The sequence below is a fragment of the Mesorhizobium sp. B2-4-6 genome, assembly GCF_006442775.1.
Taxonomy (GTDB): Bacteria; Pseudomonadota; Alphaproteobacteria; order Rhizobiales; family Rhizobiaceae; genus Mesorhizobium.
In genome coordinates, this window is the sequence record NZ_VFVI01000001.1 from 1,150,142 (window position 1) to 1,174,465 (window position 24,324).

Annotated in this window: 24 protein-coding genes and 1 tRNA gene; 14 read left to right on the forward strand and 11 right to left on the reverse strand. The window is 64.2% G+C overall.

All coding sequences use genetic code 11. The features are described 5' to 3' along the window. The first annotated feature begins 478 nt into the window (after window positions 1-478). The 4 genes from proS to FJ957_RS05505 all read left to right on the forward strand — a co-directional run bounded on the left by proS (window position 479) and on the right by FJ957_RS05505 (window position 5,578). Window positions 479-1,807, forward strand: a complete 1,329-nt coding sequence (proS, locus tag FJ957_RS05490) for a proline--tRNA ligase (RefSeq protein ID WP_140829316.1) — start codon at window positions 479-481, stop codon at window positions 1,805-1,807. Next, window positions 1,804-3,090 (forward strand): lipoprotein-releasing ABC transporter permease subunit, encoded by a 1,287-nt coding sequence (locus FJ957_RS05495; RefSeq protein ID WP_140829319.1) that lies wholly within the window; start codon window positions 1,804-1,806, stop codon window positions 3,088-3,090. The genes proS and FJ957_RS05495 overlap by 4 nt, the downstream gene beginning before the upstream one ends. Then, on the forward strand, window positions 3,090-3,770 hold the full coding sequence (locus FJ957_RS05500; protein ID WP_140646673.1) for an ABC transporter ATP-binding protein: 681 nt from the start codon (window positions 3,090-3,092) through the stop codon (window positions 3,768-3,770). Before FJ957_RS05495 ends, FJ957_RS05500 begins: the two co-directional genes overlap by 1 nt. A 557-nt stretch (window positions 3,771-4,327) precedes the next feature. Continuing rightward, window positions 4,328-5,578: an SRPBCC family protein gene (locus FJ957_RS05505; RefSeq protein WP_140829322.1), complete on the forward strand. Its 1,251-nt coding sequence runs from the start codon at window positions 4,328-4,330 to the stop codon at window positions 5,576-5,578. Between the two features lie 66 nt (window positions 5,579-5,644). Here FJ957_RS05505 and lipB read toward each other — a convergent pair whose 3' ends face one another. Continuing rightward, complete coding sequence (lipB, locus tag FJ957_RS05510) at window positions 5,645-6,388, reverse strand: lipoyl(octanoyl) transferase LipB (RefSeq protein WP_140829323.1); 744 nt, start codon at window positions 6,386-6,388, stop codon at window positions 5,645-5,647. A 290-nt stretch (window positions 6,389-6,678) separates the two neighbouring features. Between lipB and FJ957_RS05515 the strand changes: the two genes are divergently transcribed. Further along, a tRNA-Leu gene (locus FJ957_RS05515) sits at window positions 6,679-6,763 on the forward strand. Window positions 6,764-6,905: 142 nt separating this feature from the next. Here FJ957_RS05515 and sucD read toward each other — a convergent pair. From sucD to FJ957_RS05540, 5 genes are all read right to left on the reverse strand, one after another. Beyond that, window positions 6,906-7,805, reverse strand: a complete 900-nt coding sequence (gene sucD / locus FJ957_RS05520; RefSeq protein ID WP_140829325.1) for a succinate--CoA ligase subunit alpha — start codon at window positions 7,803-7,805, stop codon at window positions 6,906-6,908. Window positions 7,806-7,818: 13 nt separating this feature from the next. Next, window positions 7,819-9,006 carry a malate--CoA ligase subunit beta gene (locus FJ957_RS05525; protein ID WP_140784725.1) on the reverse strand — a complete coding sequence of 396 codons (1,188 nt, stop codon included), beginning with the start codon at window positions 9,004-9,006 and terminating at the stop codon, window positions 7,819-7,821. 21 nt (window positions 9,007-9,027) lie between these two features. Beyond that, entirely contained in the window at window positions 9,028-9,990 is a 963-nt protein-coding gene (locus FJ957_RS05530; RefSeq protein WP_140646669.1) for a CoA ester lyase, read from the reverse strand. A gap of 10 nt (window positions 9,991-10,000) precedes the next feature. Beyond that, a complete protein-coding gene (locus FJ957_RS05535) occupies window positions 10,001-11,191 on the reverse strand; it encodes an aminotransferase class V-fold PLP-dependent enzyme (protein ID WP_140829327.1) in 1,191 nt (396 codons plus the stop codon). A gap of 135 nt (window positions 11,192-11,326) precedes the next feature. Further along, window positions 11,327-11,998: a response regulator transcription factor gene (locus FJ957_RS05540; protein ID WP_140829329.1), complete on the reverse strand. Its 672-nt coding sequence runs from the start codon at window positions 11,996-11,998 to the stop codon at window positions 11,327-11,329. Window positions 11,999-12,360: 362 nt separating this feature from the next. On the opposite strand from FJ957_RS05540, the gene mgtE reads away from it, so the two are divergent. Together mgtE and FJ957_RS05550 are read left to right on the forward strand one after the other, a co-directional pair. Beyond that, entirely contained in the window at window positions 12,361-13,779 is a 1,419-nt protein-coding gene (gene mgtE, locus FJ957_RS05545; protein WP_140829331.1) for a magnesium transporter, read from the forward strand. 509 nt (window positions 13,780-14,288) lie between these two features. Then, the gene (locus FJ957_RS05550; RefSeq protein ID WP_027168973.1) at window positions 14,289-14,675 is read left to right on the forward strand and encodes a MerR family DNA-binding transcriptional regulator; all 387 of its coding nucleotides are present in this window, start codon (window positions 14,289-14,291) and stop codon (window positions 14,673-14,675) included. Between the two features lie 6 nt (window positions 14,676-14,681). On the opposite strand, the gene FJ957_RS05555 is transcribed toward FJ957_RS05550, so the two are convergent. Both FJ957_RS05555 and FJ957_RS05560 read right to left on the reverse strand, forming a co-directional pair. Continuing rightward, window positions 14,682-15,161: an isoprenylcysteine carboxylmethyltransferase family protein gene (locus FJ957_RS05555; RefSeq protein WP_140784730.1), complete on the reverse strand. Its 480-nt coding sequence runs from the start codon at window positions 15,159-15,161 to the stop codon at window positions 14,682-14,684. Further along, window positions 15,158-16,159 carry a DUF1624 domain-containing protein gene (locus FJ957_RS05560; RefSeq protein WP_140829333.1) on the reverse strand — a complete coding sequence of 334 codons (1,002 nt, stop codon included), beginning with the start codon at window positions 16,157-16,159 and terminating at the stop codon, window positions 15,158-15,160. Before FJ957_RS05560 ends, FJ957_RS05555 begins: the two co-directional genes overlap by 4 nt. Here FJ957_RS05560 and FJ957_RS05565 point away from each other — a divergent pair. Further along, a complete protein-coding gene (locus tag FJ957_RS05565) occupies window positions 16,159-16,362 on the forward strand; it encodes a hypothetical protein (protein WP_140829335.1) in 204 nt (67 codons plus the stop codon). The genes FJ957_RS05560 and FJ957_RS05565 overlap by 1 nt on opposite strands. Before the next feature lie 26 nt (window positions 16,363-16,388). Further along, on the forward strand, window positions 16,389-17,588 hold the full coding sequence (locus FJ957_RS05570) for an MFS transporter (protein ID WP_140829337.1): 1,200 nt from the start codon (window positions 16,389-16,391) through the stop codon (window positions 17,586-17,588). Here FJ957_RS05570 and FJ957_RS05575 read toward each other — a convergent pair. Then, window positions 17,557-18,747, reverse strand: a complete 1,191-nt coding sequence (locus FJ957_RS05575) for an aromatic ring-hydroxylating dioxygenase subunit alpha (RefSeq protein ID WP_140829339.1) — start codon at window positions 18,745-18,747, stop codon at window positions 17,557-17,559. The genes FJ957_RS05570 and FJ957_RS05575 overlap by 32 nt on opposite strands. Before the next feature lie 197 nt (window positions 18,748-18,944). On the opposite strand from FJ957_RS05575, the gene FJ957_RS05580 reads away from it, so the two are divergent. The 3 genes from FJ957_RS05580 to cobO all read left to right on the forward strand — a co-directional run bounded on the left by FJ957_RS05580 (window position 18,945) and on the right by cobO (window position 20,933). Beyond that, window positions 18,945-19,631, forward strand: coding sequence for a gamma-glutamylcyclotransferase (locus FJ957_RS05580; RefSeq protein WP_140829341.1), 687 nt, complete (start codon window positions 18,945-18,947; stop codon window positions 19,629-19,631). A gap of 131 nt (window positions 19,632-19,762) precedes the next feature. Further along, window positions 19,763-20,302 carry a bifunctional adenosylcobinamide kinase/adenosylcobinamide-phosphate guanylyltransferase gene (gene cobU / locus FJ957_RS05585; RefSeq protein WP_140829343.1) on the forward strand — a complete coding sequence of 180 codons (540 nt, stop codon included), beginning with the start codon at window positions 19,763-19,765 and terminating at the stop codon, window positions 20,300-20,302. A gap of 1 nt (window position 20,303) precedes the next feature. Beyond that, window positions 20,304-20,933, forward strand: a complete 630-nt coding sequence (gene cobO / locus FJ957_RS05590) for a cob(I)yrinic acid a,c-diamide adenosyltransferase (protein WP_140829345.1) — start codon at window positions 20,304-20,306, stop codon at window positions 20,931-20,933. Here the strand turns inward: cobO and cbiB are convergent. Continuing rightward, window positions 20,930-21,937, reverse strand: a complete 1,008-nt coding sequence (gene cbiB, locus FJ957_RS05595; RefSeq protein ID WP_140829347.1) for an adenosylcobinamide-phosphate synthase CbiB — start codon at window positions 21,935-21,937, stop codon at window positions 20,930-20,932. The genes cobO and cbiB overlap by 4 nt on opposite strands. Between cbiB and cobD the strand changes: the two genes are divergently transcribed. Together cobD and FJ957_RS05605 are read left to right on the forward strand one after the other, a co-directional pair. Then, window positions 21,936-22,991: a threonine-phosphate decarboxylase CobD gene (gene cobD / locus FJ957_RS05600; RefSeq protein ID WP_140829349.1), complete on the forward strand. Its 1,056-nt coding sequence runs from the start codon at window positions 21,936-21,938 to the stop codon at window positions 22,989-22,991. The genes cbiB and cobD overlap by 2 nt on opposite strands. Continuing rightward, window positions 22,988-23,497, forward strand: coding sequence for a tyrosine phosphatase family protein (locus tag FJ957_RS05605; RefSeq protein ID WP_140829351.1), 510 nt, complete (start codon window positions 22,988-22,990; stop codon window positions 23,495-23,497). The genes cobD and FJ957_RS05605 overlap by 4 nt, the downstream gene beginning before the upstream one ends. Window positions 23,498-23,509: 12 nt before the next feature. Here the strand turns inward: FJ957_RS05605 and FJ957_RS05610 are convergent, their stop codons facing one another. Then, window positions 23,510-24,307: a creatininase family protein gene (locus tag FJ957_RS05610; RefSeq protein ID WP_140829353.1), complete on the reverse strand. Its 798-nt coding sequence runs from the start codon at window positions 24,305-24,307 to the stop codon at window positions 23,510-23,512. Between the last annotated feature and the right edge of the window lie 17 nt (window positions 24,308-24,324).

Sequence of the window (24,324 nt, forward strand, 5' to 3'; positions counted from 1 at the left end):
GAGCTGTTTGGCAGATGGTTGTGCTAAGCAGATGATTGCACAAAAAAAATGCAAGGCACAAGGCCTTGCAATTTAAACGCGTCCGATCCGTTTCCGGTGTCCGGCGGCAGCGAGTTACCGCGCCTAGATCGCATCCTCCCAAGACTTTGACCGCGTAGGAGAGCAGATTTTTCTCCGCCCTCTCGGTTATCGGCGCACACTAGACCAAGGCAGGTGAAAATGTCACGAAGAATTTTGCCTCGAAACAGGCAATATCGTGCTGCACTGCACAATAGTGCGGCAGGGCTTGCTTGTGAATCGATCAAAAAGCCATTTGCGGCACTTTGCAGCCAAAATCGCCTTTTGGGTAAGGTGCAGAAGGCCCCGATACTTTGGGGCACTCGGGTTTCCATTCGGCCATGAAATGGCTATGAAGCCCGGGCAAGCAGCCTCGGTTGCGCCGATTCCCGCGCCGCCATTTTCACTCACGGACCAGTCCATGCGTTTGTCGCGCTATTTCCTGCCCATTCTTAAAGAAAATCCCCGCGAGGCCGAAATCGTCTCGCACCGGCTGATGCTGCGCGCCGGCATGATCCGGCAGCAGGGGCAGGGCAGCTTTTCGTGGCTGCCGCTGGGCAAGCGCGTGCTGGACAAGGTCTGCCAGATCATCCGCGAGGAACAGAACCGCGCCGGCGCGCTGGAAATCCTGATGCCGACCATCCAGTCGGCGGATCTGTGGCGAGAAAGCGGCCGTTACAACGACTATGGCAAGGAGATGCTGCGCATCAAGGACCGCCAGGATCGCGACATGCTCTACGGGCCGACCAATGAAGAGATGGTCACCGAGATTTTCCGCGCCTATGTGAAGTCCTACAAGGACCTGCCGCTCAACCTCTACCACATCCAGTGGAAGTTCCGCGACGAGGTGCGCCCGCGCTTCGGCGTCATGCGCAGCAGGGAATTCCTGATGAAGGACGCCTATTCCTTCGACCTCGATTTCGAGGGCGCCAGGGCCGCCTACAACCGCATGTTCGTCTCCTATCTCAGGACGTTCACACGCATGGGCCTGCAGGCCATTCCGATGCGCGCCGACACCGGCCCGATCGGCGGCGATCTCAGCCATGAGTTCATCATCCTGGCCGACACCGGCGAGAGCCAGGTGTTCTGCGACCGCGCCTATCTGTCGCTCGACGTGCCGGGCGCCGGCACCAACTTCTCCAACGATGCCGAGATCGGCGACATCGTGAAGAAGTGGACGACGCCTTATGCCGCCACCGACGAGATGCATGACGAGGCGGCCTGGGCGAACGTTCCGCCAAGCGAGCAGGTCTCGGCGCGCGGCATCGAGGTCGGCCACATCTTCCACTTCGGCGAGAAATACTCCAAGCCCATGGGCGCCAAGGTGACTGGACCCGACGGCAAGGACCATTACGCCTCGGGCGGCTCCTACGGCATCGGTCCGTCGCGGCTGGTCGCGGCGATCATCGAGGCGAGCCATGACGAGAACGGCATCATCTGGCCGGAGGCGGTGGCGCCCTTCGATATCGGCCTGATCAACATGAAGGTCGGCGACGCCGAATGCGACCGCGTCTGCGACGAGCTTTATGCGGCGCTCACTTCGGCCGGCAAGGACGTGCTCTATGACGACACCGACCAGCGGCCCGGCGGCAAGTTCGCCACCGCGGATCTGATCGGCCTGCCGTGGCAGGTGATCGTCGGACCGCGCGGCGTGGCCGCCGGCGAGGTCGAGATCAAGAACCGCAAGTCGGGCGAGCGTGCCACACTGCCGATCGCGGAAGCCAAGAAGCGCTTGGGTGTCGCCGCATGAGTGAACCGGCGGCAGCGGCCAGGTCAGCGGCGGGCGCTTTCTCCGGCTTCGAGCGCATGGTGGCCTGGCGCTATCTGCGCTCGCGCCGCAAGGAAACGGTGATCTCGGTCATCGCTTCGATCTCCTTCCTCGGCATCATGCTCGGCGTCGCGACGCTGATCGTCGTCATGGCCGTGATGAACGGTTTTCGCGCCGAGCTGCTGACACGCATCCTCGGCGTCAACGGTCACCTCATCGTGCAGCCGCTCGATTCGCCGCTGGAGGACTACGCCCAGGTGGCGAGCCGCATCAACGGTGTCGCGGGCGTCAAATACGCCATCCCGCTGATCGACGGCCAGGTGCTGGCGCAAGGCAATGTCGGCGGCGGCACGGGCGCGCTGGTGCGCGGCATCCGCGGTGAGGACCTCGGCAAGATTTCGATCGTCGCAAACAACATCAAGCAGGGCACGCTCGACGGTTTCGACACCGGCGACGGCGTGGCGATCGGCAAGCGTATGGCGGAAAGCCTCGGACTGGTGCTCGGCGACACGATCACGCTGATCTCGCCGGACGGCGACGTGACACCGCTCGGCACCACGCCGCGCATGAAGGGCTATAAGGTGGCGGCGATCTTCGAGGTCGGCATGTCGGAATATGACAGCTCGATCGTCTATATGCCGTTCTCCGAAGCGCAGCTCTATTTCAACATGGACGGCCGCGCGCAGACCATCGAGATCTATGTCGACAATCCCGACAATGTCGACGCGCTGAAGCCGCTGGTCGAGCAGGCGGCGCAGCGGCCGGTCGATCTCGTCGACTGGCGCCAGCGCAACGAGACCTTCTTCTCGGCGCTGCAGGTCGAGCGCAACGTCATGTTCATGATTCTCACGCTGATCGTGCTGGTGGCGGCGCTCAACATCATTTCCGGCCTCATCATGCTGGTGAAGGACAAAGGCCACGACATCGCCATCCTGCGCACGATGGGCGCCTCGCGCGGCGCGATCTTGCGCATCTTCCTGATGACGGGGGCGGCGATCGGCGTCACCGGGACCATCGCCGGCGTGCTGCTCGGCGTCGTCATCTGCCTCAACATCGAATCGATCCGCCAGTTCTTCTCCTGGATGACCGGCAAGATCCTGTTCAACCCCGAGCTCTATTTCCTCAGCCAACTGCCGGCGAAGATGGATCCGCGCGAGACGACCTATGTCGTCATCATGGCGCTGGCCCTGTCGTTCCTGGCGACGGTGTTCCCGGCCTGGCGGGCCGCCCGGCTCGATCCGGTCGAAGCCTTGAGGTACGAATGATGGCCGAGGCCATTATCGAGCTGAAGGGCGTCGAGCGGCACTACGTCCAGGGGCCGCGCAAGCTCACCATTCTGAACGGCGCCGACTTTTCGCTGCGACGCGGCGAGATGGTGGCGCTGGTGGCGCCGTCGGGCACCGGCAAGTCCACGCTGCTGCATACGGCGGGGCTGCTGGAGCGGCCCGATGCGGGCGACGTGATCCTCGCCGGCCGTGCCTGCGGCCGGCTGTCGGACGAGGAGCGCACCGCGATCCGCCGCAACGATGTCGGCTTCGTCTACCAGTTCCATCATTTGCTGCCGGAGTTCTCGGCGCTCGAGAACATCATGATGCCGCAGCTGATCAAGGGGCTTTCCTCCAAGGACGCTTCGGAGCGGGCAGCCCAGCTTCTCGACTACATGCAGATCGGCAAGCGCGCGCAGCACCGGCCGGCCGAGCTATCCGGCGGCGAGCAGCAACGCGTCGCCATTGCCCGCGCCGTCGCCAATGCGCCGCTGGTGCTGCTGGCCGACGAGCCGACCGGCAACCTCGATCCGGTCACAGCCTCCTACGTCTTCGATGCGCTGGAGGCGCTGGTCAGGCAGTCCGGCCTCGCGGCGCTGATCGCCACCCACAACCATGAGCTGGCCTCGCGCATGGACCGGCGCGTGACGCTGGCCGAGGGTAAGGTCGTGCCGCTCTAAGGCCAAGCCGATATTCGGATGAGGCTGGCCTGCGGATGGCAGCTTCCGGCCTTCGCCGGCGGAAGCCCTCATAAGTGTCTCCGGCTCCATGAAGGCTACGGCCGGCGTAGGCCGGTTCTCGGAACCCGCCATCCTCGGCTCAGCCGATCCGAATCTCGGCTCGGCCTGGCTCTGCGCAAATACCCCCAATCGTGCGCTAACCTTTCCTTAACCCTGCAGAAATGGACGGCCCGGATTCGTTCGGCGCGGTGCGTGGCGACCGTTGACATTCGAACAAAATTAGAACAAATTACGAACATACTAACAACGGAGAGAGTTATGTCTGATCTGGTTCAGGATGTCGTCTCGCTGGTTTGCATGAGCACCTTCCTCGTTTCCATGGCGATCTGGATCGGCGCCATGTGATCGGGCGGCCTAGCCGCTGCCGGGACGGGCAACGGCCCGCCCTGGGACGGGGCAAGGCCCGCCCTGGGACGGGCAAGAGCCCGCCCTTGTTGTTAAGTCTTTCTTGGCCGCGCCGACGCTAGGTTGTTCCCTCAAGACAGGGAGCGAATTCGGTGTCGGTCATCGTCACGGTCACCCTCGTGGCCGGCAATCTCGGACTGATCTTTCTTTTGATGACCGTGCCGCTAGGACTGCGCACGGTGACGGTCAGCCGCGTGATCAAGGCCGACCGCGATCGCCTCTGGAAGGCGCTGTGGCCGTTCGGCGGCAACGCCGGATGGTCCGGCGAGATCCTTTCCGCCGGGCCGCTGGACGGCGAGGGGACGGCGCTGATCAAGCTGTCCTGGGAAGGGCGCGACGGCCGGCCGATCGAACGCAAGGCGCGGTTCGAGGATGTGAGGGAAGGCAGCCGCTTTTCGATGCGGGTTATCGAGGACACTGCGCTCGATCCGTCGTTCTGGGCAAACTATCGCGAGACCGCCGAACTCGTACCCGAGGGTGATGCGACGCGGGTCACGCTTACTCAAACCGATCGCTACCGCGGCGTCGCGTTCCTGGTCTTCCGTTTCTTCGCCATGCGCCGCGAGCTCGGCAAGCTGGACGTCTGGGCGGCTACCGGCACGTATCGCAAGGGTGGCTGGTTCGAGCATCCGCTGAGCCAGATCGGCTTTGCCGTGCTTTCGGCCCTGATCCTGTGGCCGTTCTTCGGCCTCAATATCGGCGGCCTGGCCCTTGCCGCGATCCTGACCTCGGTGGTCGCCCTGCACGAGCTCGGCCACATGGCGGCCTTCCGGCTGACGGGGCATCGCCGGGCACGGATGATCTTCATTCCGCTGCTTGGCGGCATCGCCATCGGCGGCAGGCCCTATGACAGCCGCTTCGAGGTCGCTTTCGTGGCGCTTATGGGCGCAGGCTTCTCCGCTTTCCTGGTGCCGGTGCTGATCGCTGCCAGCGGTTTCGCCAACGGCGAGGGACATCGGCTTGTCGCCATGCTCCTGGCAACGCTCGCCGGCTGTGCATCGCTGTTCAACATCGCCAATCTGGTGCCGGTGTGGAAATTCGACGGCGGCCAGGTGCTGCGTCAGATCTGCCCGGGTCCGGCAGCACTCGCGCTGGCGTCCTTCCTGCTGCTCTCGGCGCTTCTGGCGCTCGGTTGGCGGGCCGGTTTTTCGCCGAGCTTCCTGCTGATCGCCGGCGCGGTGTTCGCGATCCTCAGCCTGATCACCGTGGGCAGCGGCGTGAAGCCCCGACACGAGCTGAAGCCGATCAAGACCTTCGACCGGCTGGCCATGGCCAGCGCGCTGCTCGCCGTCTTTGTCATCCATGGCTACGGGATGCTGTGGGCATCCGCGCAGCTGATGTAGAGCATGTTGATATTCAGATGAGTCCGGCCTGACCTGAATCTCAACACACTCCAGGCGGAGCGACGTTCAGCCGGCCTTGCGAGCAGGCTCGGCGACCGAAACTGCGGCAGGCCCGAACACATCCTCGAAGGCGGATTTCAGCGTCAGATCAAGATCTGCCATGGTGACGGGCAGGCCGAGATCGACAAGGCTGGTCACGCCGTGGTCCGAAACGCCGCAGGGCACGATGCCGCTGAAATGGCCGAGTTCCGGTTCGACATTGATGGCGATGCCGTGGAAGCTCACCCAGCGCCGCAGCCGGATGCCTATTGCCGCGATCTTGTCCTCGGCGGGTGAGCCGTCCTGCAGGGCAGGGCGATCCGGCCGCACCACCCAGACGCCGACGCGGTCCTCGCGCCGCTCGCCGCGCACGTTGAAGGCGGCAAGCGTGCCGATGATCCATTGCTCGAGCGCGGCGACGAAAGCGCGGACGTCCTCGCGCCGGCGTTTCAGGTCGAGCATGACATAGGCCACGCGCTGGCCGGGGCCGTGATAGGTGTATTCGCCGCCGCGGCCCGCGGCAAAGACCGGGAACCGGTCGGGGTCAATAAGATCCTCGATGCGGGCGCTGGTGCCGGCGGTGTAGAGCGGCGGATGCTCGACCAGCCAGACCATTTCGCCTGCCGCGCCGCTGCGGATCGCTTCGGCGCGAGCCTCCATGAAGGCGAGCGCGTCGGGATAAGTGGTCAGGCCGGACTCTATCACCCATTCGACCGGCGCCGAGCCGGGCAGGGGCAGGAACGACGTGGCGATCTGGCTGCGTTCTGTCATGGCATGATCGGTTCTAGCTCATGCATGTCATCCCAAAACCGCTTTGCACTTTTGGGCGACATGCATTTCCCTTCATATGGCGGCAAACGGCCGAAACGTCCAGTTCGGCAGCCTCATTGCGCGGTTGCAAGGCATTATGCCAGCCACTTTGTCCGATGCATGTCGTGCGCCCAAAACCGCTGCGCACTTTTGGGCGACATGCATGAGCGAATATTCCGCCCAGCGCACTTGTTTCGCCGGAGACGATTTGCTACAGGCCCCGAGCCGGACGGTTCCGGCTCCTACCACGTGCGGTCGTGGCGGAATTGGTAGACGCGCAGCGTTGAGGTCGCTGTGGGGCAACCCGTGGAAGTTCGAGTCTTCTCGACCGCACCAAAATCTCCCCAAAAGCCAATGGAATCCGGCGCTGGCAGGCGACTGTCGTGCGTCTTGCTCGCCAAACGAAAGCGGCGGCGGGTCATGAAGACCGCCACCGCCTGGAATTCCCAACCATTCCAAAGCCGTCAGGCTGGACCGATCAAGCCGCCTTCTTCGTCCCCGCCAGCGTATCGGCCACCACTTCGCCGAAGGAGGCGGGGGTCGGCACGATGACGACGCCGGCTTCCTTGAGAATCTCGACCTTTTCCTGCGCCGACTCGCCGAAGGCGGAGATGATCGCGCCGGCATGGCCCATGCGCCTTCCTTTCGGTGCGGAAAGCCCGGCGATGTAGGCGATCAGGGGCTTGCGCATATTGTCGCGCGCCCAGATCGCGGCTTCGGCTTCCTGCGGGCCGCCGATCTCGCCGATCATCACCACGGCGTCGGTGTCGTCGTCCCGCTCGAAGAGCTGCAGGATGTCCTTGAAGGACGAGCCGTTGATGGGATCGCCGCCGATGCCGACGCTGGTCGACACGCCGATGCCGAGCGCCTTCATCTGCGAGGCCGCCTCGTAACCCAGCGTGCCGGAGCGGCCGACGATGCCGACGCGTCCGGGCAGATAGATGCTGCCCGGCATGATGCCCATCAGCGCCTGCCCGGGGGTGATGACGCCGGCGCAGTTCGGGCCGACCAGCCGCATGCGGTCCTCGAAGCGGTAGCGGCGCATGTAGCGCTTGACCCGCATCATGTCCTGCGAGGGGATGCCGTCGGTGATGCAGACGCAGAGTTTTATCCCGGCGTCCGCCGCCTCCATGATCGAATCGGCGGCGAAGGGCGGCGGCACGAAGACGATGCTCGCCTCGGCGCGGGTCTCGCGCACCGCGCCCTTGACGGTGTTGAAGACAGGCAGGCCGAGATGCGTCTGGCCGCCCTTGCCGGGGGTGACGCCGCCGACCAGCTTGGTGCCGTAGCGCTTCATGTCATCGGCATGGAAGCTGCCGATCTTGCCGGTGAACCCTTGCACGATGACGCGCGTGCTGCGGTTGAGCAGGATTGCCATTTCTCGACCTCCCTCAGGCTGCTTTTTTGTTCTTGGTGGCTTCGCGCCAGGCCGCGACGGCCTTTTCGGCGGCTTCGGCCAGTGTGTCGGCGACGATCACCGCCTCGCCGGAATCGGCCAGGATCTTGCGCCCCTCCTCGACCTTGGTCCCGGAAAGGCGCACCACCAGCGGCACATCGACGCCGACCTCGCGGATCGCCTTGATGACGCCTTCGGCCACCCAGTCGCAGCGGTTGATGCCGGCGAAGATGTTGACCAGGATGGCCTCCACATTCTTGTCGCCGAGCACCGCGCGGAAGGATTTCGCCACCCGTTCGGGCGAGGCGCCGCCGCCGATGTCGAGGAAATTGGCCGGCTCGCCACCGGCGATCTTGATCATGTCCATCGTCGCCATGGCGAGGCCGGCGCCGTTGATGATGCAGCCGATATTGCCGTCCAAGCCCACATAGGAGAGGCCGCGGTCGCTGGCGAAGGTCTCGCGCGGGTCTTCCTGGCTCTTGTCGCGCAGCTCGGAGATTTCCGGGCGGCGAAACAGCGCGTTCTCGTCGAAGGACATCTTGGCATCGAGCGCGACGAGGCTGCCGTCGCGCGTCACCACCAGCGGATTGATCTCCAGCATCGTGGCGTCGTAGTCGCGGAACACCCGGTAGCAGCCGAGGATGGTTTCAGTCGCCTTGCCGATCAGATTGTCCTCGAGCCCGAGGCCGAAGGCGATCTCGCGCGCCTGGAAGCGCTGCATGCCGACGCCCGGATCGACGGTGGCGCGGATGATCGAATCCGGCGCCGTCTCGGCGATCTCCTCGATCTCCATGCCGCCGGCGGCCGACGCCACGATCATGACGCGCTCTTCCTTGCGGTCGAGCACGAAGCCGAGATAGAGCTCCTGCGCGATATCGACGGCTTCCTCGAGATAGAGGCGCGAGATCAGCTTGCCGCGCGGGCCGGTCTGCTGGGTCACCAGTTTGCGCCCGAGCATGGCTTCGGCCGCATTGGAGATTTCCTCGTCGTTCGAGCAGAGCTTGATGCCGCCGGCCTTGCCGCGCGCGCCGGAATGGACCTGCGCCTTCAGCACCCATTTCGCGCCGCCGATCTCCCTGGCACGGTAGGTCGCCTGTTCGGGGCTATAAGCGAGGCCGCCGCGCGGCACATGCACGCCGTGGCGGGCAAGCAGTTCCTTGGCCTGGTATTCGTGGATGTCCATCTTGTCCTCCCGGTATTTTTTCTATTGCGCGGCAGCGTGCTGCTGACCGGCGCGCTCGATCGCCTCGTTGACCACCAGCACGTTGCGCGCCATGCGCTCCGACGCCGCGTCGATCATCTTGCCGTCGAGGGCGGCGGCGCCCTTGCCGAGCGCTTCCGCTTCCTTCAGCACTTCGAGGATGCGGCGGGCACGCGTGACTTCCTTTTCCGGCGGCGAGAACACGTCGTTGGCCAGGGCGATCTGCGAGGGATGGATCGCCCATTTGCCCTCGATGCCGAGTGCCGCGGCGCGCCGGGCGGCGGCCTTGTAGCCTTCGGGGTCGGAGAAATCGCCGAACGGCCCGTCGATGGCGCGCAGGCCATAGGCACGGCAGGCGACCGTCATGCGCGACAGCGCGAAATGCCACTGGTCGCCGGGATAATCGGGGTTGAGGCCGCCGATGTTGACGGTGCGCGCCTTGTTTGAGGCGGCATAGTCGGCGACACCGAAATGCATGGCTTCCAGCCGGCCGGGCGCGGCGGCGATCGCTTCGACATTGGCCATGCCGAGCGCCGTCTCGATCAGCGCTTCGAGGCCGACGCGGGTCTTGAAGCCCTTGGCCATCTCGATCTGGTTGACCATGGCCTCGACCATATAGAGGTCGGCCGGCACGCCGACCTTAGGCACCAGGATGGTGTCCAGCCGGTCGCCGGCCTGTTCCATGACGTCGACGACGTCGCGGTACATGTAATGGGTGTCGAGGCCGTTGATGCGCACCGAGACTGTCTTGCCCTTGGCGCGCCAGTCGATGTCGTTGAGCGCCTGGATGATGTTCTTGCGGGCGCGCTCCTTGTCGGGCGGCGCGACCGCATCCTCGATGTCGAGGAAGACGAAGTCGGCGGCGCTGTTCGCCGCCTTGTCGATCATCTCCGGGCTCGAACCCGGGACGGCTAGCTCGCTGCGCTGGAGTCTCAGCTTCTTCAGATGGTTGATGGTGTGGCTCATGGTCTGCTCCTCACGCCGCCCTGGCGACAGGGACGCCGGCCGTGCGGCGGAAGTGCTCGATCGCCGCGGCCACGCCCGAGCCGGGCGCGAGGCGCACGCCGCAATCGAGCAGCGCCATTTCGGCCGCCGACAGCGAGGCGCAGACCATCACCTCGTTCAGCCAGCCGAGATGGCCGATGCGGAAGACTTTTCCGAACACCTTGTTCAAGCCGCCGCCCAGCGACGTCTGGTAGGCCTGGTAGGCGCGCTTGACGACATCGCCGCTGTCGATGCCTTCCGGAACCATAATGGCGCTGACCGTGTCGGAATGCCATTTCGGCGCCTTGGCGCAGAGCTTCAAGCCCCAGGCGTCGACCGCCTTGCGCACGCCTTCGGCAAGGCGATGGTGCCGGGCGAAGATGTTGTCGAGCCCCTCCTCCTCGATCAGGTCGAGCGAGGCGCGCAGGCCGCGCAGCAACTGAGTCGCCGGTGTGTAGGGGAAATAGCCGGCATCGTTGGCGCGGATCATGTCCTCGAAGGAGAAGAAGCAGCGCCGGTGCGTCGAAAGGCGCGAGGCGGCCAGCGCCTTCTTGCTGACCGACAGGAAACCGAGGCCGCCCGGCAGCATGAAGCCTTTCTGCGAGCCGCTGACGGCGCAATCGACCCCCCATTCCTCCTGGCGGAAGTCGATCGAGCCGATCGAGGACACGCCGTCGACGAAAAGCAGGGCAGGGTGGTTCGCGGCATCGAGCGTCGCGCGGCAGCCGGCGACGTCGCTGGTGACGCCCGTCGCGGTCTCGTTTTGCGTGCAGAAGACCGCCTTGATAAGATGCGCCTTGTCGGCCTTCAGCCGCTCCGCATAGATTTCGAGCGGAACACCGGTGCCCCATTCGCAGTCGATGATTTCGACCTCGAAGCCGAGGCGCTCGGCCATGTCGACCCACAGATGCGAGAACTGGCCGAAGCGCGACATCAGCACTTTGTCGCCGGGGCTGAGCACGTTGGTCATTGCCGCTTCCCAGGCGCCGGTGCCGGAGGAGGGGTAGATGAAAACGCGGCCGGTCTCGTTCTTGAAGACCTTCTTGATGTCCTCGAACAGCGGCAAGGTCAGGTCGGGGAAGGAGGCGGCGCGCATATCCTCCATCGGCAGGTTCATGGCCTGCCGGACTTGCTCGGGAATGTTGGTGGGCCCCGGGATGAAAAGATGCGTGAACCCAGCCATGCGCGAAACTCCTCCGATCGTTTGGGATTGTGGAGGCAGTTTCGTTTCGATGAGGCCTTGCAACAACACCTTGCCGGGTAAGTTGTTGGCCCTTGCGGGTGGGTTGGTCCTACCCGATTGGCCTACCCGGGCGGCCTAACCGAAAGGCGGTTTGGACGTGCGGCGTTTCTCGCTGGAATAGAGCGCGACGGCCATGGCGCGGTTGCGCACGTCCAGCTTGTCGTAGAGATTCTTCAGGTGATACTTCACCGTGTTCTCGGAAATCCCGGTCCGCGTCGCGATCTGCAGGTTGGTCCAGCCGTCGGAAAGCACCGCCAGCAATTCCCGCTCGCGCACGGTGAGCCGCGACAATGGCGTGTCGTTGACCTTGTTGATGTCGATATAGGGGATGCAGATGCGGCCATGCGCGACCGCAAGGATGGTCTCGAAGATCACCGGCGGATCGTCGAACTGGAAGCAGTAGCCCTGCGCGCCAAGGCGTACGCATTGCTTCAGGATGCCGATGTCATGGTCGTTGGAGAAGATCGTGATACGCACACCGAGCTCGCGGCTCTGGACTTCCGTGAGGACGTCGGCGCCATCCATATCGGCGAGCTTCCAGCCGACGACGGCGACATCGAATTTCGTGGCGGCGGCCAGTTCCAGGAATTGCGCGCCGCTGTGCACGGCACCGAGCAAATCGAAACGCCCGTCGCATTCCAGCATTTCGCGCAGCGCCGAAACGACGAACGGATTGCGCTCGGCGACGACCACGCGAACGCGCCGCTCGGCATTTCCCTCGTTCGTCTTTGCGGACTTGATGTTCAAGGGCAGCGTTTGTCCTCGGACTGTTTAGCGATGCGCTGATCCTGCTGGATCATGCATCATGACAATTCTGCCTCAATGGGGCAGAGGTGCTCTTTCCCCAGCGACATGCGCTGTCGCGTCGGCTGAAGCGATTGTCGCGCCTGCGGCGCGGGTGCCGTATGCTGCTCCTGTGGGATGCGAGTCGAAGACAACCGCCACATTTCCTTGGCTATTCCGTGCGCTAGAGCGACATCTTTCCAAGACGAATCCTATTGCCGCGCTATCTGCCCCACAGGGTTTGGATTTCCCGAGAAAAGCGGTTTCCACTTTTCGGGATCATGCACTAGACCTCACTTCGGGATTCCTCGTTGCGGGAGGCGCTGGTGGAAGGGCAGGACAGACAGACGACCGGCGCCGCGCCCGCCGAGGAGCATCATGCCGACATCTATGGCGAGGACGGCGCCGTGCGCGCCTCCTTCCTTGTCAAGATCGGCGCGGCGATCGCCGACCGCGACACGATCACCCTCAAGCGCGAAGTCGACGATCTGCACCAGTCGGAGCTCGGCGATGTGCTGGAGGCGCTTCACCCCGAACAGCGCCGAGCGCTGGTCGAGCTGCTCGGTTCCGATTTCGATTTCTCCGCGCTGACCGAGGTCGATGAGGCGATCCGCCTCGACATCGTCGACAACCTGCCCAATGCGCAGATCGCGCAGGCGGTGCAGGAGCTCGATTCCGACGACGCCGTCTACATCCTCGAGGACCTCGAGAAGGAAGACCAGGACGAGATCCTGTCGCAGCTGCCTTTCACCGAACGCATCAGGCTGCGGCGCGCGCTCGACTATCCGGAAGAGACCGCCGGCCGGCGCATGCAGACCGAGTTTGTCGCCGTGCCGCCGTTCTGGACGATCGGCCAGACCATCGACTACATGCGCGAGGACAGGAACCTGCCCGAGCGCTTCAGCCAGATCTTCGTCATCGACCCCAGCTTCAAGCTGCTCGGCGCCATCGACCTCGACCAGATCCTGCGCACCAGGCGCGCGGTCAAGGTCGAGGAGGTCATGCATGAGACCCTGCATGCGATCCCGGCCACGATGGACCAGGAAGAGGCGGCGCGGGAGTTCGAACAATACAACCTGCTCTCCGCCGCCGTGGTCGACGAGAACGGGCGGCTGGTCGGCGTGCTGACCATCGACGACGTGGTCGACGTCATCCAGGAGGAGGCGGAAGAGGACCTTCTGCGCATGGGCGGCGTCGGCGACGAGGAACTGTCCGACACGGTGCTCGCCACGTCGCGCTCGCGCGTGCCCTGGCTGCTGGTCAACCTTGTGACCGCCTTCCTCGCCGCTTCGGTGATCGGCCTGTTCGACCGCACGATCGAGCATATCGTGGCGCTGGCGGTGCTGATGCCGATCGTCGCCGGCATGGGCGGCAATGCCGGTTCGCAGACCATGACGGTGACCGTGCGCGCGCTGGCGACCAGGGACCTCGACATCTACAACGCGGCGCGCATCATTCGGCGCGAGGTCGGCGTCGGCTTCATCAACGGCATGGTGTTCGCGGTGCTTATCGGCATGGTCGCCGGTTTCTGGTTCCGCGACCCCAATCTGGGCGGCATCATCGCGGCGGCGATGATCATCAACATGTTTGCCGCCGCACTGGCCGGGATCCTCATCCCGCTGGTGCTCGACCGCTTCAAGATCGATCCGGCGGTGGCCTCCGCGGTCTTCGTCACCACGGTCACCGACTGTGTCGGTTTTTTCGCGTTCCTGGGGCTGGCGACGTGGTGGTTTAGAGTGCCCTAAATCAATGGGCGCGGTAGTGGGTCGGGCTTAGAACCCGTATCGGACCAGCGCATTGGGGAGCAGTGTTATGCAACAGATGGTAGGCCAAAATGGGTTTCTCACCAACCTGTTTGGATTCAGTACCATCATACCCATAATCCTTTTTCTTATCTTTATCAGTCGAATAGTGCTCAAAGACTGGCATCTCATGGATAGGCAAGGACGGTATCTTAGCTACTTCTTCATTCACCGGAAAAGAGATGTAAAAGTCTTGATCGCTCTGTGGGTTGTTGGCTTATGTAGCCTTCTCACAACTGCGTTCCTCTCAACGCTTTAGCCCGAGAGGCACGCGCCGCCGACCAACTCGGTAAATTCAAACTGACCCACTACCATGGGCGCACGTTAATTGACTTTTACGTAAATGCCGTGCGAGGTTGCCCCGGGGTCACGTGCCGATTCCGGCGCGGGATGGGTCTGATCGGAGGGAAGGGCGACGCTCCAAGCGGCGATGCCCGGGCTTGGGAGCAGGAATGCGGGAATATTATACGATCACCGAGCTGACACGCGAGTTCGACGTGTCGACGCGGACGTTGCGTTTTTACGAGGACGAAGGGCTGGTGCAGCCTGTAAGGCGCGGCCGCACGCGGCTGTTCCGGCCGTCCGACCGGCACCTGATCCGCCAGATCATGCGCGGAAAAAGGCTCGGCTTCTCGATCAACGAGATCCGCGAGATCATCCAGATGTACAAGGAGCCGCCCGGTGAGGTCGGCCAGCTCAAGCTGATGATCAAGCGCATTGAAGAGAAACGCGAGGACCTGCGCCAGAAGCGGCGCGACCTGGAGGAGACGCTGGCCGAGCTGGACCAGGCTGAAGAGTCCTGCGTGGAGCGGCTGGCTGAGCTGGGTGTGAATACCTAAACCCGCTCAGATCCAGCGGCGTACCCTTTTTGCGTAGTCGCGGTATTTCTTGCCGAACTTCGCCGCCAGGATCTTTTCTTCCTTCTCGATCGCCAGCTTCTGCGTCGCGAAGGCGGCGAGAAAGGCAAAGATCAGGAACCAGGCGATGCCGGTGATGAAGGCGACGCCGATCAGCAGCAGCGTGTTGGCGAGATACATCGGGTTACGGGTGATGCCGAAGGGGCCGGACGTCACCAGGTGGTCCGGCTCGGCATTGGGGTCGAGCGTCGTCTTGGCCTTGAACATGGCGCGGATGGCCGTGATCCACAGCATGGCGACGCCGAACAGCGCCACCCAGCCGACGCCGAACAGGAGATCGCCGAAGATGTCGCCGATCCAAGGCAGCGGGTAGAGCATGCCGAGTGCGACGCTGAGCGCGATCGCCACGACATAGATCACCGGCGGCCAGGGAATGATCCCATGTCTGGACTTTACGATGCCCGTCATTGCTGCCCTCCCTCCATCTGGTCCTCCGTCGCGGCGGTGCAGGTTTCCGCCAGGTCGGCCAGATGCGATTTCCAGACGCTGGATTGGTCGTTGGCGTAGAGCTTGTCGAGAGACCCTTCGCCCTTCAGCGTGTCCAGCATGCAGCCACAATAGCTCGTACAGAACTTGCTGTCCCGCTGCTGTTCGCATTGGGCCTGGCAAGCCGGCAGGAAGCCCGCTTCCTTATCCTGAGGGGCGGCGGGCATGACTTGCGAGAACAGCCATACCGAGCCGAACAGAAGCGGCTGGTGGATCAGGTAGAAGGCAAGGCTGTGCCTGCCGATGAAAGTCAGCGGGTTCGACCAGCGGCCGGGCGCCCATGTTCCCAAGCGGGCGAGCAAGCCCGACGCCGAAGCGAGCTTCACCGTGGCCACGCCCGCAAGCACCGCGCCAAACCATGGGAAAAGCGGCACGTAGTCGTTGGAACGCGGGTTGCTGGCGGAAAGGCCAACCCACCACAGCGCCGGATGGTCGAACAGCTCCGAGCGCAGATAGTAAGGGGCTGCAATGACAGCGGCGGCGATGATGGCCGTCAGCAGCCAGGGCAGCCTGAGAAAGGCAAGGCCGAGCAGGCTCGCCAGCGCGATCTCGTGCAAGATGCCGAAGAAGATGAATCCGTCCGGGGTGACGACATAAGTGACCGTCGAAATGGCGATCGCCGCCACGGCAACCATGGCAAAACGCTTCCAGAAGCCTGGCCAGCGGATCTGACGGCCATGGGCGAGGAAGAGGCTGACGCCGACCAGGAACAGGAAGGTCGAGGCAATGCAGCGCGCGTAGAATTTCCACCAGCCGAAGGCGGTGAGGGCTGGCGTAGTGTAGCCGAAATTTTCGAGGTCCCAGGTGAAGTGGTAGCTCGCCATCGCGATCAACGCGATGCCGCGCAGGATGTCGATCGCCTGGATGCGGCCGTGCTTGGGGGTGTCCTGAACGGGTTCGCCGGTCGTTTGAACGCTCATTGATCTCGCAATCCGATTCAGTCCTGCCGAACGACTATCACGGTTCAAGCCGACGACAGAAGCAGGTGGCCATCAATGCGTTTCATGGCAGCCATGAAATTTCGCTTTATGCCAGCGCCGGAAAGCCTTTGACAGGCTTCGCTTTTCGGCCTCTGGGGGTCGGTTTCCTGCTACAGGCCGGCAACTGGCCCGGCCAGATTTGAGGGGTGTTTCACGTCCCGGAGGGCCGATGTCCACCCATGTGCGCCATCCGATCTGGCTTCCGGCCTTGCGGCCGGCGGATGCGCGTACCTTCGCTTCGCTCTATGCGGTGGAATCCTTCGCTCGCGCCACCGTCTCCAGCGTGATCCCGATCCAGGCCTACGAGATCCTGCACAATGAGCGGACCGTCTCGATGCTCTACACCATCGTGTCGTTGATGGGCCTTTCGGTCACGCTGTTCATGCCGATGCTGATCCGCCGCTTCGCGCGGCGCTGGGTCTACACGGCCGGCTGCGTGCTGCTGGCGATCGGCTCCGCCTTCTTCGTCACCCACACGCTGCCCGGACAGATCGCGGGCATGCTCTGCCGCGTCATGGGGGCGAGCGCGCTGTCGATCACGCTCAACCTTTACATCATGGACCACATCCGCAAGACCGACTTCATGCAGGCGGAATCGCTGCGTATGGCCTGGTCGATGTTTGCCTGGACGGGCGGGCCGACGCTGGGGATATTCCTCTACACCCATTTCGGCATCTATGCCGCGCATGGCGCGGTCGTGATTTTTGCGTTCGCGCTGCTTTGCCTATTCTGGTTCTACCGGTTGACCGACAACCAATCGATCCGGCCCGGCAAGTCGCGCCCTGCCAATCCGCTTGCCAATATCGGCCGCTTCGTGAAGCAGCCGAGGCTCAGGCTCGCCTGGCTGATCGCCTTCGGCCGCTCCTGCTTCTGGACGACGTTCTTCGTCTACGGTCCGCTGTTCATGGTGATCACCGGCCAGGGCGAACTCGCCGGCGGCCTGCTGGTTTCGGCCGGCAACGCGCTTCTGTTCGTGGCGATCTTCTGGGGCAGGGCCGGCAAGCGCTTCGGCGGAAGGCGGGTCATGACCTTCGCCTATTTCGCCATGGCCGCCATGCTGTTTGCGGCAGGCGGCGTCGGCGAGGCCGCACCGCTGCTCACGGCCGCGCTGCTGCTGGGTGGCGCGCTCTTCACCATCGCGCTCGACGCGCTGGGCTCGACCGCCTTCATGCGCTCGGTGCGCACCTATGAAAGAGCGCAGATGGCGGCGGTCTACCGCACCTATCTCGACTTCTCCGAACTGACGCCGCCGCTGGTCTATTCGGTGGTGCTCGCCTTCTTCGGCCTCGGCTCGGTGTTCGTCACGCTCGGCATCCTGGCCGCCTTCTGCGGCTTCGTCACCTGGCGCTATCTGCCGAAGGCGTTTTGAACGCAGCGTGACAGCCGCGCACCCAATCGTGGAAGCGGTGCAGGTCGTATTCTTCCGGCATCAGCACGCCGGCCTCGTGGCGCATCGAGCGCAGGCCTTTCTGGTTGATCTCGCAGATCGCGGCGTCTTCCTCCAGCACCTGGGTGCCGAAGGCGACGATGTTGTCGATATCGGACTTTCCCAGCGCATCCGGCGCGAACAGCCATTCGGCGGCGAGCTCGGTCTGCTCGGGACCGAGCGGGGAGAGCCGCACGGTGCGCATGTAGTCGACATGGCCGACGATGAACATCGAGGGCAGCGAGGTGGCGTAGGTCTGGCCGGCGGCGCGCTCGGCCGGGGTCAGGCCGGAAAAGATCGGGCCATGTGCATGGCCGTCCTTAGACCAGGTTTCGGCGCCGGCGCGCAGCCGGCCGGAGAATTCCGGATCGTCATTGTCGGCGTTGCGCGCCCATTCGGGATCGTCATGCCTCGCCATCAGGCCGCGCCCGTAGATCGGCACCAGCCGCGACAGGTCCTGATGGACGCCCGGGCAGTGCAGGCATTCGTTGAAATTCTCCCAGAAGATCTTCCAGTTGCAGTTCATCACCTTGGTCAGCCGGTGGCCGGTGACGAGCGTTTCCAGCGGCCAGTTGGAAAGGTCGCCGGAGGCACGATCGAAGGAGGTTTCCGCCGAGCCCTCGGGCTCCTCGGCGAGGTTGATGAAGACGAAGCCGCGCCAGAGCGAGAGCGCCACGCGGTAGAGTGGATAATCGGCCTTGTCGAAGCCGTCGGGCAAAGATTTCGACGGCACGCGCACGAGATCGCCGCGCAGCGAATAGGACCAGGCGTGGTAAGGGCAGGTCAGCAGCCTGGCCTTCAGCCGCCCGGCGCTTTCCTGGCAAAGCTGCGAGCCGCGATGCCGGCAGGTGTTGTGGAAGGCGCGCAAGGCACCGGTCTCGTCGCGCAGCACGACGATCTCCTGGCTGCCGATACCGAAGGTTCGGAAGGCGAGGGGCTCGGCCAGATCGGCCTCGCGGCAGACCATCAGCCAGCTCCGGTACCAGATGGCGCCCAGATCGCGCCGGTAGGCGTCGGCGTCCCAATAGGCCGCCGACGGCAAGGTCGGCTGCAGGCTGGTCAGGCCATTGTAAGGGTCGTACTCGCTCGGATTGGGCTGCATCGGCTTCTCACTGCCAGAGCAGCCCAGCGCTCAATGGGATCGCTGACCTGCTCTAACTCTTTGTTTTTACGCAATTCCGGACGGTTACGCATTTTTCCAAGAATTGCTCTGATGCCAGCCGACACCCGGGCAAAGCTGTTGTCAATTGCCGGCTCCGCGCATTGTGGCGGTCACGCGAGGACCTTAAGGTCGAACGCATGCTGCCAAGAACCATGTCGCTTACCGAGGAACTGGTCGCCCGTTGCTTTCGCACGGTCGAGGATGCGGGACCGGATCCCGATGCCGCGCATCTGGATGACGCCGACTATGACGCAATGGCGCGCATGCTGGAGGCTCAGCTTCCAGCCACCGAACCGCTCTGGCTGTTTGGCTATGGCTCGCTGATCTGGAAGCCCGAGATCGAACAGGTCGAGGAGCGGGTGGCCCTGCTGCGCGGCTGGCATAGGTCCTTTTGCATGAACATGACGCGCTGGCGGGGGACCAAGGCAAGTCCGGGCCTGATGATGGCGCTAGACCGCGGCGGGCAGTGCAAGGGCGTCGCCTTTCGGCTCGGCGACGGCGACAGGCGAGAGCAACTCGACAAGATCCTGCGGCGCGAGGTGACGCTGAAGCCGACCAGCTACCATCCGCGCCTGCTCAATATGACGGGCGATGGCGGCCCGCTGCGGGCGCTGGCCTTCGTCATCAACCGCCAGGGCACCACCTATGCCGGCCCGTTAAGCGAGGAGGCGGTTGTCGAAAAGCTGGCAATCTCCTGCGGCCATTGGGGCTCGGGCGCCGACTATCTCTACAACACGGTGAAGAATCTCGAGCAGCGCGGCATCCACGATGCGCATCTGTGGCGGTTGCAGCAGCTCGTCGCGGCGCGGATCGCCGCCGCGTAGCACCCGTGACCTGTGCCGCAATCGCGCCGGGCGGTGGCGGAATTTGGTTTGCCGGCCGGAGGGCTTCTGCCTAAAGTCGCGCCGTCGGCCTGATGGCCGCGACAATATTCATCCAACGGTAAAGGCAGGGAATGACCGGCGCGACAGCCGCGAGCGCAGCCTCCAATCGGAAACTGACTTTCGTCCTCGGCGGCGCGCGCTCGGGGAAGAGTTCGTATGCCGAAAGTCTGACGACGGCCTTTTCGTCACCCTGGGCTTACATAGCCACGGCACAGGCTTATGACGACGAGATGCGCGAGCGCATCGCGCTGCATCGGTCGCGGCGGGGTGAAGGCTGGATCACTGTCGATGCGCCGCTCGAACTGGTCGGCGTAATCGAGGCCTTGCCGGACCACGAGCCGGTGCTGATCGATTGCCTGACGCTATGGCTCACCAATCACATGCTGGCCGAACATGATGTCGAGGCCGAATGCGAGCGGCTGGCGGATATGCTGTCGCGGCCGCGCGGGCCGTGGTTCGTGGTCTCGAACGAAGTCGGACTGGGCATCGTGCCCGACAATGCGCTGGCGCGCCGGTTCCGCGATGCCGCCGGCCGGCTCAACCAGCAGGTCGCGGCGGTAGCCGACAGCGTTCTCATGATGGTGGCGGGGCTGCCGCTCAAGGTGAAATGACATGGCCGAAATCGAAGACAAGACAATTGACGACAGGGACGCCGAGCGCCACCGCGCCAAGATGGCCAAGCGCAAGGCGGTGCAGGATGCCGAGGTGGCCGGCAAGACGATCGAGAAAGGGCTGCTGATCGTCAACACAGGCCCGGGCAAGGGCAAGACCACGGCGGCCTTCGGTTTGGCGCTGAGGATGCTCGGCTATGGCAAACGCGTCGGCGTCGTCCAATTCATCAAGGGCAAATGGCATACCGGCGAGAAGGACGCTTTCGCCGCGTTCGGAAACCGCGTCGTCTGGCACGCGATGGGCGAGGGGTTCACCTGGGAGACGCAGGACCTCAAGCGCGACATCGCCGCCGCCGAAGCCGCCTGGGCCAAGGCGCTGGAACTGATGGCCGATCCGTCGATCAGCCTTGTGGTGCTCGACGAGCTCAACATCGCGCTGCGCTACGACTATCTCGACCTGGAGAAAGTGGTCGCGGCGCTGAAGGCGCGGCGGGGCGATCTGCACGTCATCGTTACCGGCCGCAACGCCAAGCCGCTGCTTGTCGAGGCGGCCGATCTCGTCACTGAAATGGGGCTGACGAAGCACCATTTCTCGGCGGGTGTGAAAGCCCAGCAGGGAATCGAGTTCTAAAGTGCGCTGGCGCCCTGACCACTGATCTGGATGGTCAGATAGATCACAACCGCCGACAGGGTCGCGAACAGCCCGAGCAGCAGCCAGTCGGCCACGCGATAGAGCTTCAGCGCCTGGCGGATGTCGGTGCTTTCGGCCTCGCGACGGCCGCCTTCGCCCATGAAGGCGTCCTCGACGACCTCGCCGCCATAGCTGCGCGGTCCGGCGAGGGACAGCCCGAGCGCGCCGGCCATCGCCGCCTCCGGCCAGCCGGCATTGGGCGAGCGATGTTTCCTGGCGTCGCGGCGCATCACCTGCCAGGCGCCGCGCGGGTCGGCGCCAGGGACAAGAAAGGCCGCCAGCACGATGAGCAGGCCGGTGAGCCGCGATGCGGGCAGGTTGACCAGATCGTCGAAGCGGGCGGCGGCCCGGCCGAAGGCCTCATATTGCGGCGTCCGGTGGCCGATCATCGAATCGGCGGTGTTGGCCGCCTTGTAGGCCGCACCGCCGCCAAGGCCGCCGATGCCGGTCCAGAAGGCAGGTGCGACGATGCCATCGGAGAAATTCTCGGCCAGGCTTTCGATCGCGGCGCGCGCGACGCCCGCTTTGTCGAGCTTTTCGGGATCGCGGCCGACGATGCGTGAGACGGCGATGCGGCCGAGCGTCAGGCCGCCGGTCTCCAGCGCGTCGGCGACCTCCTCGACATGCTCGGCGAGGCTTTTCTGCGACAGCAGCGAGGAGCCGAGGATCGCGGCAATGACGAGGCCCGTGGGGAACATCATCCAGAGCAGGACATGCAGCGCCAGGCCGATCAGGCCGGGCACCAGCAAAATGACGAGCAAGGCCTGGACGCCGCGGCGGCGACGCAATTCGTCGGAATCCGTCGCGCGGTTGAGCCGGCGATCGAGAAAGGATATCAGCCTGCCGATCCAGGTTACCGGGTGGCCCATGGCGTTGAACAGCCAGTCCGGGTAGCCAAGGGTACGTTCGACGGCGAGTGACAGGAAAGCGATCAGGATCGACATGAAGCTTCTAAGCGGAGCGATTGCAGCGGTTGATCATGGCGGCAGCCTTGGCCGCGCAAGCGCGCTTTTTCCTCATGCGCCAAAACCTTTCGTGGACCTCTCGACGGGTATCAATCCGCACTCCTATCCGCTTTTCGATCTGCCCGCCACCGCCCTATCCCGATTGCCGGAGGCAGGACAACTGCGTGAATTGGCCGAAATTGCGGCTTCGGCCTATGGCGCGCCGTCAGCGGCACATATGGCGGCGGCGCCCGGCACGCAGATTTTGCTGCCGCGCGTCGCTTCGCTGGTGCGACCCGGCAAGGCGCTGGTGCTCGGCCCGACCTATGCCGAACACGCCCGGGCCGCAGCCATCGCCGGCCATGCGGTTGCCGAGGTCGGCGATTTCGACGCGCTGGGCGAGGCGGACCTGGCGGTGCTGGTCAATCCCAACAATCCTGACGGGCGGGTGATCGAAAAGGCCCGCCTGCTCGACCTTGCCGCGCGGCTTCGCGCCAAGGGCGGACTGCTCGTCGTCGACGAAGCTTTCATGGATGTCGGCCCGATCGAGCAAAGCCTGGCCGGCGATGTCGGGCTGGGCGGTATCGTCGTGCTGCGCTCGTTCGGCAAGTTCTTCGGCCTCGCCGGTGTGAGGCTCGGTTTCGCGCTGGCGGATCAACTGACGGCCGAGCGGCTGGATGCGCAGCTGGGGCCCTGGGCTGTGGCCGGTCCGGCGCTCGAATATGGCATCCGCGCGCTGTCGGATGCGGGATGGCAACAGGACATGCGGATACGTCTCGCCTCCGACGCCAAACGACTCGACGCGCTGCTTGGAAAGTCCGGTGTGCCAATCTCCGGCGGCACCTCACTGTTTTGCTATGTGTCTTTCAACGATGCGCCAAGCCTGTTTTCGGCGCTCGGCGAGCGTGGCGTGCTGGTCCGTCACTTCGCTGAACGGCCTCAGGTTCTGCGCATCGGACTGCCGGGCAGCGAGGCGGAATGGCAGCGCCTCGAAAGCGCCCTTGCCACGTGGGCCGCGCGGCGCAAGGATGCGCCGAAGGAGTTCGGACAATGATCCACGTCTGTTCGCTGTCGAAGGTCGACGAGACCGTGGCAAGGACCGGTGCGCAGCGGTTGTTGTCGCTGCTCGCCGCCGGCACCGAAGTGCTCCGCCCGGCCTCGATCCCGGCGGAAAACCACCTGCATCTCGTCATGCACGACATCGCCGTCGCGCAGGAAGGCATGACCATGCCCGGCGAGGAGCATGTGCGGGCCTTGCTCGATTTCGCCTATCGCTGGGACCGGGCAAAGCCGCTGGTGGTGCATTGCTATGCCGGCGTCAGCCGCTCGACCGCGTCGGCCTATATCATCGCGGCGGCGCTTTCGCCCAAGCGCGACGAGATGGAACTCGCCCGGACGCTGCGTTTCCTCTCGCCGACGGCGACGCCCAATCCACGGCTGATCGCCGTTGCCGACATGCTGCTTCAGCGCGACGGCCGCATGATCGAGGCGATCGAGGCGATCGGGCGCGGCGCCGACGCGTTCGAGGGGATACCCTTTGAACTAACGATTGAAAGTTGAGCCGCGTTTTATCTACGACAGCCAGTCTGCAAGCTTTGCCTTACGGACATCCCTGACCAGATTGATAAAGCCGTCGGCTTGCATTTCCGCGGTCTGGCGGCCCTTCTCGGCCGTGGCGATCGAGGCATCGCCGACCACGCCATTCGGGTTGAGGTCGCTTGCGATCCAGGCGAAGGCATGCGTTCCGGTGTGGCGCAGCAGGGCGAATTCCTTTTCGGCGCGGGCGACATTGGAGACGAAATTATCCGCCTTGGTCATGTCGACGAGATCGGGGCGGAAGTGCAGCATCAGCGAGGTCTCGACATCGCCGCCATGGATGCCGTGACGGTCCTCGATCTCGGTGTACATGCCGGCCGGGCGGCCGAAACGCTGCCAGCTCGTCTTCACCGACAGCATTTTGGCGCGCACGCGCAATTCGCGCGAAACGATGCCCATGATCTCCTCATTGCCGCCATGCGAATTGACGATGATCAATTTCCTCACCCCGGCGCGGGCAACCGACAGGCCAAGCTCGGTCCAGGCATCGACCAAAGTGGTGGCCGGCAAGGTGAGCGTTCCCGGCGCGCGCAAGTGCTCGTTCGACTTGCCGACCGCCTGCACCGGCAGGATGCGGATGTCGAGATCGTCGGGCAGGCGCGCGATCATCGTCTCCAGCATGCCGACCATGATCGAGGTGTCGGTCGAGACCGGCAGATGCGGGCCGTGCTGCTCGATCGCCGCCACAGGCAGCACCGCGATGGTCGCTTCGGCGTCGATCGAGGCATATTCGGTCGTCCGGTAATCGCCCCACCACACACGTCTTGTCGTCACTTTTCGTCTCCCGATTG

Coding starts and splice junctions, on each gene's coding strand:
- FJ957_RS05555 (WP_140784730.1), bottom strand. CDS start 15,161: ATGACGGGCATCGTAAAGTCCAGACATGGGATCATTCCCTGGCCGCCG.
- sucD (WP_140829325.1), bottom strand. CDS start 7,805: ATGGCAATCCTGCTCAACCGCAGCACGCGCGTCATCGTGCAAGGGTTC.
- FJ957_RS05535 (WP_140829327.1), bottom strand. CDS start 11,191: ATGGCTGGGTTCACGCATCTTTTCATCCCGGGGCCCACCAACATTCCC.
- FJ957_RS05530 (WP_140646669.1), bottom strand. CDS start 9,990: ATGAGCCACACCATCAACCATCTGAAGAAGCTGAGACTCCAGCGCAGC.
- cbiB (WP_140829347.1), bottom strand. CDS start 21,937: ATGTCGATCCTGATCGCTTTCCTGTCACTCGCCGTCGAACGTACCCTT.
- FJ957_RS05605 (WP_140829351.1), top strand. CDS start 22,988: ATGATCCACGTCTGTTCGCTGTCGAAGGTCGACGAGACCGTGGCAAGG.
- cobU (WP_140829343.1), top strand. CDS start 19,763: ATGACCGGCGCGACAGCCGCGAGCGCAGCCTCCAATCGGAAACTGACT.
- cobD (WP_140829349.1), top strand. CDS start 21,936: ATGAAGCTTCTAAGCGGAGCGATTGCAGCGGTTGATCATGGCGGCAGC.
- proS (WP_140829316.1), top strand. CDS start 479: ATGCGTTTGTCGCGCTATTTCCTGCCCATTCTTAAAGAAAATCCCCGC.
- lipB (WP_140829323.1), bottom strand. CDS start 6,388: ATGACAGAACGCAGCCAGATCGCCACGTCGTTCCTGCCCCTGCCCGGC.
- FJ957_RS05560 (WP_140829333.1), bottom strand. CDS start 16,159: ATGAGCGTTCAAACGACCGGCGAACCCGTTCAGGACACCCCCAAGCAC.
- FJ957_RS05580 (WP_140829341.1), top strand. CDS start 18,945: ATGCTGCCAAGAACCATGTCGCTTACCGAGGAACTGGTCGCCCGTTGC.
- cobO (WP_140829345.1), top strand. CDS start 20,304: ATGGCCGAAATCGAAGACAAGACAATTGACGACAGGGACGCCGAGCGC.
- FJ957_RS05570 (WP_140829337.1), top strand. CDS start 16,389: ATGTCCACCCATGTGCGCCATCCGATCTGGCTTCCGGCCTTGCGGCCG.
- FJ957_RS05575 (WP_140829339.1), bottom strand. CDS start 18,747: ATGCAGCCCAATCCGAGCGAGTACGACCCTTACAATGGCCTGACCAGC.
- FJ957_RS05495 (WP_140829319.1), top strand. CDS start 1,804: ATGAGTGAACCGGCGGCAGCGGCCAGGTCAGCGGCGGGCGCTTTCTCC.
- FJ957_RS05500 (WP_140646673.1), top strand. CDS start 3,090: ATGGCCGAGGCCATTATCGAGCTGAAGGGCGTCGAGCGGCACTACGTC.
- FJ957_RS05525 (WP_140784725.1), bottom strand. CDS start 9,006: ATGGACATCCACGAATACCAGGCCAAGGAACTGCTTGCCCGCCACGGC.
- FJ957_RS05550 (WP_027168973.1), top strand. CDS start 14,289: ATGCGGGAATATTATACGATCACCGAGCTGACACGCGAGTTCGACGTG.